At 75.1% G+C, this 12,193-nt stretch carries 9 protein-coding genes and 1 pseudogene; 3 read left to right on the forward strand and 7 right to left on the reverse strand.

Annotated elements, in window-relative coordinates:
• Positions 1 to 50: 50 nt before the first annotated feature.
• The 3 genes from ABD323_RS17030 to ABD323_RS17040 all read right to left on the reverse strand — a co-directional run bounded on the left by ABD323_RS17030 (position 51) and on the right by ABD323_RS17040 (position 1,862).
• Positions 51 to 491: an SRPBCC family protein gene (locus tag ABD323_RS17030; RefSeq protein ID WP_344442471.1), complete on the reverse strand. Its 441-nt coding sequence runs from the start codon at positions 489 to 491 to the stop codon at positions 51 to 53.
• A 389-nt stretch (positions 492 to 880) separates the two neighbouring features.
• Positions 881 to 1,378, reverse strand: a complete 498-nt coding sequence (locus tag ABD323_RS17035) for an ATP-binding protein (RefSeq protein ID WP_425556031.1) — start codon at positions 1,376 to 1,378, stop codon at positions 881 to 883.
• A gap of 97 nt (positions 1,379 to 1,475) precedes the next feature.
• Entirely contained in the window at positions 1,476 to 1,862 is a 387-nt protein-coding gene (locus tag ABD323_RS17040) for an STAS domain-containing protein (RefSeq protein ID WP_344442473.1), read from the reverse strand.
• Between the two features lie 259 nt (positions 1,863 to 2,121).
• Here ABD323_RS17040 and ABD323_RS17045 point away from each other — a divergent pair, with 259 nt between their 5' ends.
• The 3 genes from ABD323_RS17045 (at position 2,122) to ABD323_RS17055 (ending at position 6,362) form a co-directional block, all read left to right on the forward strand.
• Positions 2,122 to 3,009, forward strand: coding sequence for a SigB/SigF/SigG family RNA polymerase sigma factor (locus ABD323_RS17045; RefSeq protein ID WP_344442474.1), 888 nt, complete (start codon positions 2,122 to 2,124; stop codon positions 3,007 to 3,009).
• 135 nt (positions 3,010 to 3,144) lie between these two features.
• On the forward strand, positions 3,145 to 4,509 hold the full coding sequence (locus ABD323_RS17050; RefSeq protein WP_344442475.1) for an FAD-dependent oxidoreductase: 1,365 nt from the start codon (positions 3,145 to 3,147) through the stop codon (positions 4,507 to 4,509).
• Positions 4,510 to 4,682: 173 nt separating this feature from the next.
• Complete coding sequence (locus tag ABD323_RS17055; RefSeq protein ID WP_344442476.1) at positions 4,683 to 6,362, forward strand: nickel/cobalt transporter; 1,680 nt, start codon at positions 4,683 to 4,685, stop codon at positions 6,360 to 6,362.
• Between the two features lie 46 nt (positions 6,363 to 6,408).
• Here ABD323_RS17055 and ABD323_RS17060 read toward each other — a convergent pair whose 3' ends face one another.
• From ABD323_RS17060 to ABD323_RS17075, 4 genes and pseudogenes are all read right to left on the reverse strand, one after another.
• Positions 6,409 to 8,535 (reverse strand): SpoIIE family protein phosphatase, encoded by a 2,127-nt coding sequence (locus tag ABD323_RS17060; protein ID WP_344442478.1) that lies wholly within the window; start codon positions 8,533 to 8,535, stop codon positions 6,409 to 6,411.
• Positions 8,536 to 8,628: 93 nt separating this feature from the next.
• Complete coding sequence (locus ABD323_RS17065) at positions 8,629 to 10,467, reverse strand: cation:proton antiporter (protein WP_344442479.1); 1,839 nt, start codon at positions 10,465 to 10,467, stop codon at positions 8,629 to 8,631.
• Positions 10,468 to 10,918: 451 nt separating this feature from the next.
• Entirely contained in the window at positions 10,919 to 11,989 is a 1,071-nt protein-coding gene (locus tag ABD323_RS17070) for an ABC transporter permease (RefSeq protein WP_344442480.1), read from the reverse strand.
• Positions 11,986 to 12,193 (reverse strand): annotated as a pseudogene (locus ABD323_RS17075) (sugar ABC transporter ATP-binding protein); the annotation flags it as partial. The pseudogene ABD323_RS17075 and the gene ABD323_RS17070, both read right to left, overlap by 4 nt.

Consider the following 12,193-nt stretch of genomic DNA (forward strand, 5'->3'; position numbering starts at 1 on the left):
CCGTCGGTCGGCAGGTCGGTCACCGACCAGCCGACCGACGGCCCGAGCCGTCAGTTCCCCGGGGCCGCGTCGCCGGGACTGGACTCCACGAAGTCCTTGAACCCGCGCAGGTCCTCCAGGGACTGGCGGTGGACGAAGCCCAGCGCGCCCCCGACCGTCTCCAGCACGCCGAGCGGGGAGGAGTCGAGCTGCAGCATGACCCTGGTCCGGCCCTCGGAGAGGCGATGGAAGGTGACCACGCCGGCCTGGCGCACCTCCTCGGAGAGCGAGCACCAGGCGATCCGCTCCTGCGGCACCAGTTCGGTCACCGTCGCGTCGAACTCCCGTGTCGCACCCGCCAGTCGGACCACCCAGTGGGTCAGGTGCGGCGCCGTGCGCTGCACGCTCAGCACGCCCGGCATGAACCGGGGGAACTCCTCGAACCTGCTCCACTGGGCGTAGGCCGCGGCGACCGGGACGTCGACCTCGACGGACTCCTCGATCCGGATCATGGGCAATCTCCTCCTGTGAAGCGGCAGTCGGCCCGGCGGACCGTGCGTCAGGTCCCTGCGCCTGCCCCGGACCCGCTCGCTCATGCCTGCCCCGGCCGGGGTTCTGCCGCGCCGGCGCATCTCGCCGGCGGCGCAGCGGCGCAGCAGCGCGGGGACGCGGGCGAGCAGTGGGGCAGGGGAGCAGCGGCCGGGGGACGGCGGAGAGCCGTCCCGGACCGGGGCGAAACACCGGTGCCGGGACGGCTCCTGCGAGACCGCCTCGGGGGGACGGCGCCTGAGCGAGGGGGGAGTGCTCACGGGGCGCCGGCGGCCTCGGAGCCCGTCTGACCGCGATCCGCCGTCCCAAACCCGGGGGCCGCGGGAGGCCTGGGCGCCGGCCGGTCCGGGGCCTACGCGTCCGGCGGGTCGGACACGTCCAGGCCGTCCGGCAGGTCGATCTCCGCCCAGACCGACTTGCCGGGCGGTTCGGTCAGCAGGGTGTGCCCCCAGCGGCTGGCCAGCAGGGCGACCATGTGCAGCCCGTGGCCGCCGGGTTGGCCCGGGCGGTGCGGGAGCCGGGGCTGCAGCGCGGTGGGCAGCGGGTCGAGCACCTCGATCCGCAGCACCGAGCCGCGCGCGTGCAGGACCAGCTGGTCGGGGCCGCCCGCGTGCCGGCAGGCGTTGGTGACCAGCTCGGAGACGATGAGCAGCACGTCGTCGGCGCGCTCGCGCTGCCGGGGGTCCGCGGTGGGCAGCCAGCCCCAGTCGTGCAGCGCCTGGCGGGTGTGGTCGCGGCAGCGGCCCACCGTGCCGGCCGTCCCGGTCAGGGCCAGTCGGCGCAGCTGGCCGTGCGGAGGGAGCGCGGGCAGCACAGGCCGATCGCTGGTCCGGGGGTCGCTCACACTCATCTGTCCTCACTCCGACAACCGCGGTACTGGGGAACGGGTCGACTGCCGTGCGGGTGTCTGCCCCCTGTGCCGCAGGGGACACCTGCCGAACGCGGGCTCATCGCGGGACGACGGCACCCAGGTCCGGGCGGATGTCGAAGATCGTGTCGGCGCCGGTGATCTCGAAGACCCGCGCGACCGCGGACTGCAGGCCCACCAGCACCAGCGCCGCCCCGGCCTGCTCGGCCTCCCGCCGGGTGGCCAGGAACGCGTTGAGGCCGGTCGAGTCGCAGAACCGCAGGTCCTGGCAGTCCACCACGACCTGGTCGGCGTGGCCGGCCAGCGCCTCCACCAGGCGGGCGTGCAGCAGGTCGACGCTGTCGTGGTCCAGTTCGCCGGCGGGGGAGACGACGACGGCGCCGCCGTGGGTCCGTACCGCCACCGTCAACCGGCCTGTCGCGGCGCCGGTTCCCTCACCGGCGCTGTGCTGTATGGCGTTGTGCATGGCACTCCTCGGGTGCTGCGGGTGTGGCACGGTCACCAGCCTGTCACGACCCTACGCCGGGACCTGGCCGGGAGGGGAGGCCGTGGCCCCCCTCGGGGCCAGTCCGTGCCGGAGTCCGCCGAGTCGTGGAGAAGGCGTGTGGCTTTCGCTGGCATCCGGTGTCTGGTGGACTGTCAGGCCGAAAGGCGGGCACCCGAGACCCCGTCGCTTCGTCCGGAGCGCGCATCGTCAGCACAGCACGAGCCAGAGGAGCGAGAGCATGCCGGCCACAGTGTCAGAGCGTTCGACCGTTGCCACCGTCCGCGTCGCCAGTGCGGTCGACCTCCAGGCGGTGGCGGCGGAGCTGGGTGTCGAGGCGGACGACCTGTCGAGGATCTGCCCGGCGGACGCCCGCGAGCTGTCGAAGGTGCTCTTCGGGCGGCTGCGCGCGGTCGACGAGGAGTCCGACGAGTACTCCTACGTCCGGGCCACGCTCATCGAGCTGAACATGGCCCTGGTGCGCTTCTCGGCGAGCCGCTTCGCCCACCGGCGCGAGCCCGTCGAGGACATCGTCCAGGTCGGCACGATCGGCCTGATCAAGGCCATCGACCGGTTCGACCCCTCCTACGACGTCGAGTTCTCCACCTTCGCGATCCCCACCATCACCGGCGAGATGAAGCGCTTCTTCCGCGACACGGGCTGGATGGTGCACGTCCCGCGCCGGCTCCAGGAGCTGCGGCTGACCCTCGCCAAGGCGTCCGACGCGATGGAGCAGGCACTCGACCGGGTGCCCACGGCCGCCGAACTGGCCGCGCACCTGGAGCTCACCGAGGCCGAGGTGTTGGAGGGGCTCACCGCCTCGCAGGCCCAGAGCACCCGCTCGCTGGACGCCCCGGCGGGCGATCAGGACAGCGGCAACGGGCCGGCGCTCGCGGCCCGGCTGGCCTTCGAGGAGACGGACTACGAGAAGGTGCTCGCCCTGGAGGCGATCAGGCCGGTGATCGCCGAGCTCTCCGACCGCGACCGGCGGATCCTCTCGCTGCGCTTCTCCGCCGACCTCACCCAGGCCGAGATCGGCCGTGAGCTGGGCATCTCCCAGATGCACGTCTCGCGCCTGCTGACCCGGATCCTGGGCCGGCTGCGCGGTGTCCTGCTCGTCGAGGAGTGAGCGCCGGCAGGCGGCTGCGGCTTATGAGCTCATAGGGCTGACCTATGAGCTCATAAGCCAGACCCGCCTACCGGCCGTCCACCGGGTGGGCTTGTCTCGGACTGTCCGTCCGAGCTGCCTGGAGGAACGCCCCGCATGCCTCGTCCCATCCGTGTCGCGATCGTCGGTGCCGGTCCAGCCGGCATCTACGCCGCCGACGCCCTGCTGAAGTCCGACGCCGCCCAGGACCCCGGGGTGTCCATCGACCTGTTCGAGCGGCTGCCCGCGCCGTTCGGACTGATCCGCTACGGCGTGGCGCCGGACCACCCGCGGATCAAGGGCATCGTCACGGCGCTGCACCAGGTGCTGGACAAGCCGCAGATACGCCTGTTCGGCAACGTCGACTACCCGGGCGACATCACGTTGGACGACCTGCACCGCTTCTACGACGCGGTGGTCTTCGCCACCGGCGCGACCGCCGACCGGGCGCTGGACCTGCCCGGCGCCGACCTGGAGGGCTCGTTCGGCGCCGCGGACTTCGTCTCCTGGTACGACGGCCACCCGGACGTCCCGCGGACCTGGCCGCTGCAGGCCGAACAGGTCGCCGTGCTCGGCGTGGGCAACGTGGCCCTGGACGTGGCGCGGATCCTGGCCAAGACCGCCGACGAGCTGCTGCCCACCGACATCCCGGCCAACGTCCACGAGGGCCTGGCGCGCAACCGGGCCCTCGAGGTCCACGTCTTCGGCCGGCGCGGACCCGCGCAGGCCAAGTTCAGCCCGATGGAACTGCGCGAACTCGACCACTCCCCGACCATCGAGGTCATCGTCGACCCCGAGGACATCGACTACGACGAGGGCTCGATCGCCACCCGCCGCGGCAACAAGCAGGCCGACATGGTCGCCGCCACCCTGGAGAAGTGGGCGATCCGCGACCCCGGCACCCGCCCGCACCGGCTCCACCTGCACTTCTTCGAGTCCCCGCAGGAGATCCTCGGCGCGGACGGACAGGTGGTCGCGCTGCGCACCGAGCGCACCGAGCTCGACGGCACCGGCAACGTGCGCGGCACCGGCCGCTTCACCGACTGGGACGTGCAGGCCGTCTACCGGGCGGTGGGCTACTACTCCGACGAGCTGCCCAAACTGCCCTTCGACCCGGTCCCCGGCACCGTCCCGAACGAGGCCGGCCGGGTGCTCGCCGCCGACGGCAGCCACCAGAGCGCCGTCTACGTCACCGGCTGGATCAAGCGCGGGCCGGTCGGCCTGATCGGCCACACCAAGGGCGACGCCAACGAGACGATCGCCTGCCTGCTCCAGGACCACGCCGACGGCCTGCTGCCCGGCGCCGTCGAGCCGCAGCCGCAGGCCGTCACGGACTTCCTGGCGGAGCGCGGCATCCGGGCCACCAGCTGGGAGGGCTGGCAGCGCCTCGACGCCCACGAGCGCGCGCTGGGCGCCGAACAGGGCCGCGAGCGGGTCAAGGTCGTGGAGCGCGAGTCCATGATCCGGCACAGCGGCAGCTGACGCCGCCCCCGCGGGCGCGGTGCGGCCGTCCGGGTGGTGGCGCCTCACCCGTGCGGGTGAGCCGGGCGATCCGTCCGCGCGCGGGACGCGAACTCCTGGGGGAGGGCGGCCAAGGTCCTCCCGAGGAGCCTGCGGACCACCGGCCGGAGGACCACCGACCGGAAGCGAGAACGATGAGCCCCGCCCGCGGCTGCGCCCGATCCCTGTCCGCCGTCCGCACCGGGAGCCGGGCGGCGGCGGTGGCCGCCGGCGCGCTCGGGGCACTCGCCGTCCTGGCACCGGTGGCCCAGGCGCACCCGTTGGGGAACTTCTCCGTCAACCACTACACCGGCCTGGTGCTGCACCCCGACCACCTCGACGTGCTGGCCGTCACCGACACCGCCGAGATCCCCACCCTCCAGGACGCCCCGCGGGTGGACACCGACGGCGACGGCACCGCCGGTGACGGCGAACGCGCCGCCTGGGCGGGCGCGCGCTGCGCGGAGACGGCCGCCGGGCTGGCCGTCACGGCACCGGGGCGCTTGGCCCTCACCGTCGCCTCCGCCGCCTTCGACTACCAGCCCGGGCAGGCGGGCCTGCGCACCAGCCGCCTCACCTGCCGGCTGACGGCGCCGCTCGACCTGGCGGCCGGCCCGGTGGCGCTGCGGGTGGAGACCGGGGTGGACGCCACCCGGGTGGGCTGGAACGAGATCACCGCCCGCGGCGAGGGCGTCCACCTGGAGCAGTCCACCGTCCCGGAGACCTCGCCCTCGAACGAACTGCGCAGCTACCCCCGCGACCTGCTGGACACGCCCCGCGGGGACACCCGCGCCCAGCTGACCGCGGCGCTGGGCGACGGCGCGGGCGGTGCGCGGGTGGCGGGTCCCGCGGCCGCCGCCGGCTCGGGGAGCGGTCCGACGGCCCGGCTGGAGGCGCTGTCCCGGCGCCTGACGGCGCTGGCCGGCGCCGAGCGCCTCACGCTGCCGGTGGGGCTGCTGGCGGTCCTGCTGTCGATCGTGCTGGGCGCGGGCCACGCGCTGCTGCCCGGTCACGGCAAGACGGTGATGGCCGCCTACCTCGCCGGACGGCGCGGGCGGACCCGCGACGCCGTGACGGTCGGCGCCACCGTCACCCTCACCCACACGGCGGGCGTCCTGGTGATCGGGCTCTGCCTCACCACCTTCTCCTCGCTGGCCGGCGACACCGTGCTCGGCTGGCTCGGCGTGGTGAGCGGCGCGCTGGTCGCGCTGGTGGGCGCGGGCCTGCTGGCCGACGCCGTGCGCCGCGCCCGCAGGGCGCGCCACGACCACGCGGCCGGCGGCGGTGCGTCGGGGGTCCCGTCCCGAGAGCCCGCTCTCGTCGGCACGGGCGGCGGCACCACCCACCCGCACGACCACGCGCCGCACGAGCACGCGCACGACCATGGGCACGACTACGACCACGATCACGACCACAGTCACGACCACGACCACGGCCCCGGGCACCGGCATGGGCTCTTCGGACACCACCACGGCCACGGCCCGGCCGGCGCCGACGCCCAGCCCTTCGGTACCCGCGGGCTTGTCGGCCTCGGCATCGCCGGCGGGCTGGTCCCGAGCCCCTCGGCGCTGGTGGTCCTGCTGGGCGCCGTCGCGCTGGGCCGGACCGCCTTCGGGGCCGGCCTGGTGGTCGCCTACGGCCTCGGCATGGCCGGCACGCTGATCGCCGTCGGCCTGCTGCTCGTGCGGCTGGGGGACCGGCTCGGCCGGCTCGCGGACCGCCCGGTGCTGCGGCTCGCCCGCCGGCTCCTCCCGCACACCGCGGTGCTGACGGCGGTGCTGGTCCTGGTCGTCGGGCTCGGCCTGGTCGTCCGCAGCCTGACCCCGCTGCTCTGACCCCGCCGCCCCGACCCAGGGCGTGCGCGGGGTCGGGGCGGCGGCGTCAGAGCTCCGACGGCAGGTCCTGCTCCGCCCAGATGGTCTTGCCGCCCGGGCTGTAGCGCGTCCCCCAGGCCCGGCTGAGGGCGGCGACCAGGAACAGGCCACGGCCGCCCTCGTCCCCGGCGCGCGCGTGCCGCAGGTGCGGCGCCGTCGTGTGCCCGTCGGAGACCTCGCAGGTCAGGCTGAGGTCGTGGATGAGCCGCACCCGGACGTCCCCGCCGGCGTGCCGGATGGCGTTGGTGACCAGCTCGCTGACGATCAGTTCGGTGCTGGGCACGAGATCCTCCAGGCCCCAGCGGGTGAGCTGATCGACGGCCCAGGTCCGGCAGCGGGCGACCACCGAGAACTCGGGCTGGACGGTGAGGGCGGCCACGTGACGCGTGTCGAGGACCCGGGTGCGGGCCAGCAGCAGCACCGTGTCGTCGACCGGGCGCTGCGGGAGCAGGGCGTAGATCGCCGCGTCGCAGGCCTGCGCCAGGGTCCGGCCGGGGTGGGTGACGGCCTCGGCCAGTCGGGTGAGCGACTCCTGCGGCCCGGCCGGCCCCGCGCTCAGCAGGCCGCCGGTGTAGAGGGCCAGGACGGTGCCCTCGGGCAGGTCCAGGCTGGTCGCCTCGACGGGCAGGGCGTTCGCGCCGAGCGGCCGGCCGGCCGGTGTGTCGAGGGGCTGCGGGCGCCCGTCGGGCCCGACGAGCAGCGGCGCGGGGTGCCCGGCGCGCGAGATCGTGCACCGGCGTGAGACCGGGTCGTAGACCACCAGGGTGCAGGTCGCGCTCAGCGGCTGCCGGTCCGGTGGCTCGGCCGGTGCGGTGCGGGACTGCTCGTCGGCCATCGCGGCGACCAGGTCCTCCAGCCGGGCCAGCACCTCCTCGGGGGCCAGGTCAAGGGAGAACAGGCTCTGGATGGCGGCCCGCAGCTGCCCCATCGTCGCCGCGGCCTGCAGCCCGTGCCCGGCGACCTCCCCCACCACCAGGGCGACCCGGGCGCCGGACACCGCGATGACGTCGTACCAGGTCCCGCCCGCGCCGGCTGAGCCGTTCGGGGTGCCGGGGATGTAGCAGGGGGCGGTCTCCACGGCGGTGGGCGTGCTCAGCGGGCCGGGCAGCAGGCTGCGCTGCAGCACCGAGGCCACCGTGCGCTCGCGGACGTACCGGCGGGCGTTGTCGATGCTCAGGGCGGCGCGGGTGACCACCTCGTGCGCCAGCGTCAGGTCGTCCTGGTCGAACGGGTCGGCGCGCTGGGCGCGGTAGAGCACGGCCAGGCCCAGGACCACGCCGCCGGTGGTCAGCGGCACGACCATCAGGGTGTGGACGCCCGCGTCCCGGATCAGCCGGACCCGGTCGGTGTCGCTGGACATCCAGGCGCCGGCCTCGGCCAGGTCCGCCACCAGGCGCGGCCGCAGGTCGGCCAGGCTCTGGGCGAAGGGGGTGGAGAACGGGAAGTGGCTCTCCTCGCCGACGGCGACTCCCCCCTGCACGCGCCACCCGGAGGCGGTGCGGAACGCCGCCCGCCGCAGCGGGAACCGCTCGTCGATCGGGCCGGGCGGCGGGGCGTCGCTGCGGAAGACGCTGTCCAGCACGTCGACGGTCACCGCGTCCGCCAGGCCCGGGACCAGGGCGTCGGCCAGCTCCTGGGCGGTGCGCGCCACGTCCAGGCTGGAGCCGACGAGTGCGCCGGCCCGCGCCAGCACGTCCATCCGCGAGCGCGCCCGGGAGCGCTCGGTCACGTCGACGACGGCGGCCGCCAGGCCCAGGACCGTGCCCCGCTGATCGGTCAGCCGGAGCATCGAGACGGAGAGCGTGCGGGTGCGGCGGCCCCGGCCCGGCAGGGTTCCCCGGTACTCGGCCTCCAGCAGCGGCTCGCCGGTCCCCAGGACCCGCCGGGCGGCCGCCTCCAGCGCCCCGGCGTCGAAGCCGGGCGCGATCTCGGCCACCCGCTGCCCCAGCATCCCCGCGTCGAGCACGCCGCGGATGCCCTTGGCGGCGGGGTTGAAGCGCACCAGCCGCAGGCTCGGGTCGAAGACGAACAGGCCTACCGGCGACTGGCCGAACAGGGCGTTCAGCAGGGCCGTGTCGGTGGCCCGGTCACCGTCCGTGCCGCCAGGGGGCCCGTCACCTCGCGGGACATCCATACCGACCAACCTCCCGCCTCCGGGGCGCGCGCGCATCCGGACCGCGTCCTGGCGGCTCATGGCCGGACCGCGGACCGGACGGCTGATGACCGCTCAGCCGAGCGGCCCGCCGGCGCCCCCGCCGTCACCGCCGCCACCCCCGCCGCCCCCGGCGGGCCGGGCGGGCTCACCGGGCGGGGTCGGCACCGGGCCCAGCAGGATCCGCACCGCCCCCTCGGGCGTGTCGCGGTGCGGCCGGTCGGGCGCGGGGGTCAGCCGGGCGCCCGGCTCGACGGTGAAGAGCAGGTCGTGCCCGGGCGGGACCGCGGCGGTCGCGGGCCGGGTCGAGAGCCGGGCGCCCTCGCGGTAGCGGTCGGCGAGCACGGCGCCGGTCAGCGCGGGGCCGAACAGCAGCCCGGCCCCGGGACGGCCCGGCGCGCCGTGCTCCAGCGCTTCGGCGGGGGTCAGCCGGTGCACCGCCCGGCCCTCGCCGTCCTGGAGCTGCGCCGACACCAGGGCGTTGAAGTCGTCGTCCCCGGTGAGCAGGTAGACGGAGGTGACGCTCTCGCGCTCGGCCTCCTCGCCGCCGGCGCAGGCCATCAGGTCGCCCTGGGCCAGGTCGAGGCCGGCGGCGGCGATCCGCTCGCGCTGGGCGGTGCGCCCGGCCCACATCAGCGGGTCCAGCCCCGCGGAGCGCAGCACCCGCCCGAGGTCGACCGTCCACGGGTCGCCGCCCACCAGCAGCGGGCGCGAGCGGGCCGGGCGCATCACCCCCAGGCGCCGGGCGACCGACTGGGCGCTGAAGCCGTACAGGGTGACGGTGGCGACGATGACCATGAAGGTGGCGGGCAGGATCTTGTCCGCGCCGCCGACGCCGGCCGTGGTGAGCCCGGTGGAGAAGGTGGCGGCCGTGGAGGCCGCCACGATGCCGCGCGGGGCCATCCAGCCCAGGAACGCCCGCTCGCCGCGGCGCAGGCCGGTGCCGAGCGTGGCGAGCGCGGCGACCAGCGGGCGGGCGAGGAGCATCAGGACGATGACCAGCGCGAGCGCCGGCAGCACCACCGGGCGCAGCGCGGCCCAGCTGACGGTGGCGGAGATCGAGATGAACAGCACGCCGACGACCAGCGAGACCAGCGCCTCGAAGAAGGTGCGGCGCAGGGCGGACTCGAAGACGGGCACGGTGGCGAGCGTGACGCCCATGACGATCGCGGCGATCAGCCCGGTGTCGTCACGCAGTGCGTCGCAGCCGGCGGCCACCCCGATCACGGTCGCCAGCTGGGCGGTGGTCCCCAGGATCTCGCCCAGGCGCACCTTCACCAGCAGCCACCAGAGCAGCGCGACGCCGACCGAGCCGCCCAGCAGGCCGATGCCGGTGCTGCCCGAGAAGCGCAGCAGGGCGGTCCTGAAGCCGTGGTGGTGGTTGGTGACCAGGGCGTGGAAGACCAGCGCGCCCGCGATGCCGCCCACGCCGTCGATCAGCGAGCCCTCCCAGAGCAGGATCCGCTGCAGGCGCTCGTCCGGACGCACGAAGTTGAGCAGCGGCCCCACCACGGTGGGCCCCGAGACGATGACGATGGTGCCGAGCATCAGTGCCGCCTGGCCGGACAGCCCCAGCAGCGGGACCGCCGCCAGCGCGGCGATCGTCGCGGTGAGCAGCGAGCCGATCCACACCAGCCGGTGCACCACCCGCCGGATGTCGCCGCTCAGGTGGCGCAGGTCCAGGCCCAGGCCGGCGTCGTAGAGGACCACGGCGACCGCGAGCGAGACCATCGGGGAGAACGCCGGGCCCAGCAGCCGGTCCGGGTGGACGATGTCGGTGAGCGCGCCGGCCCCGAAGCCCAGCGGCAGCAGCACGATGATCGCCGGGATCCGCAACCCGGCCGCGAGAACCTGCCCACCCACCGCGAGCACCACGGTCAGGCCCAGGCCGAGCAGGATCTGGTCCGAGGTCATGGGCACCGGACTTTCGGGGCGGGAGCGGTGGATCCGACGGCGGAGAGACGAACATATCGGACCCGCGGCACGCATCACCGCAGGTGCCGCCCGTGTCCCGGCCGGTACGGGTGCGCCCGCGGCCCGGCCCGGCCGGCCCGTCCACGCGATGCTCCCCGGCCGCGGCGGACCGGGCCACCGAGGGAGTTCCCGCCGGCCGGGCCGTGACCGACGCAGGTGGTCACGGCCCGGGAGCCGGTCGGTGCGGCCGGGGGTGGATCCGGCCGGGGCTGCCGGTGCCGCTCGGTTCACTCCCGAGGGCACCGGCAGTCGGTGGCGGTACGGCCGACCCTCAGCGGCCTTCCGCCGTTCCGTCGGCGCGGTGGTCCGGCCGGGCTCGTCGCATCGTCGCGACAGCCCTCGGTGGCCGGTACCACGGACGGAAGTTCAGGGGGGACGGCGAACCCGGTGGTCAGGCCGGCAGACCCACCGCGCGCTCGCCGCCGCGGCGCTGCTGGACCGCGACGGCCACCACCAGCAGGGCGCCCTGGGCGACGTTCTGCCAGAACGAGTTGATGCCCTGGACGGTCAGGCCGTTCTCCAGCGCGCCGAGCAGCGCCACCGCGAGGAGGGTGCCGCCGATGCCGCCCTTGCCGCCCTTGAGGGCGCAGCCGCCCAGGGCGGCGGCGGTGATGGCCTTGAGCTCCAGGCCTTCGCTGCCGGAGGTGGGCTGGCCGGAGCCGGTCCGGGCGGTCAGCAGGATGCCGGCGACCGCGGCGACGGCCCCGATCAGGGCGTAGACCGAGACCAGGTACTTGTTGATGTTGATGCCGGCCAGCCGGGCGGCGGTGTCGTTGCCACCGATCGCGTAGACGTTGCGGCCGATGTCGGTGTACTTGAGCAGCAGGTGGACCGCGAGGGCCACCCCGATCAGCATCCAGACCATCACCGGCAGCCCGGCGAGCTTGCCGCGGCCCAGGAAGACGAAGAAGGCGTCGTTCAGCACGTAGCCCTGCGCCCGGCCGTCGGAGAGCAGTTGGGCCAGGCCCTTGTAGGCGGCCAGGCCCGCCAGGGTGGCGATGGTCGGGTTGACCCGGCCGTAGATGATCACCACGCCGTTGAGGGCGCCGATCACGACGCCGACGCCGACCGCGGCCGCCACCCCGGCGAACGGGTTGGCGCCCGCCGAGGTGAAGGCCATCGCGCTGACCACCGAGGCGACCCCGGCCTGCGAGCCGACCGAGATGTCCAGGCCGCCGCAGATGATCACCACGGTCTGCACGACGGCCAGCAGCCCGGTGATGGTGGCGGCCTCGGCGATCACCTGCAGATTGGCGATGCTGAGGTAGTTGCCGTTCAGCGAGCCGAACAGGGCCAGCACCAGCACCAGGGCGCCGATCAGGCTGAGGTTCTGCCCGCCGATGCCGGCCAGCGGGGAGCGCGACCGGGCTCGGGCCCGGGCCCCGGCCCTGGAGCGGGAGGGGCTGGGGGAGGCCGGCTGGTCGCCCCCGGCGACGGGCGGACGGCTGGTGGTGCTGCTCATCGGGATGCTCCAGACAGGGTGGTGGCCGCGGTGATGTCGTCGGCCATGGCCAGCGCCAGCACGGCCTCCTCGGAGGCCTCCTGGCGACTCAGTTCGCCGGTGATCCGGCCGTTCTGCAGGACGACCACCCGGTCGCAGAGACCGAGGATCTCGGGCAGCTCGGAGGAGATGACCAGCAGGGCGACGCCCTCCTTCGCCAGGTCG

It is taken from the genome of Kitasatospora nipponensis, assembly GCF_039528135.1.
GTDB classification, from domain to species: Bacteria; Actinomycetota; Actinomycetes; order Streptomycetales; family Streptomycetaceae; genus Kitasatospora; species Kitasatospora nipponensis.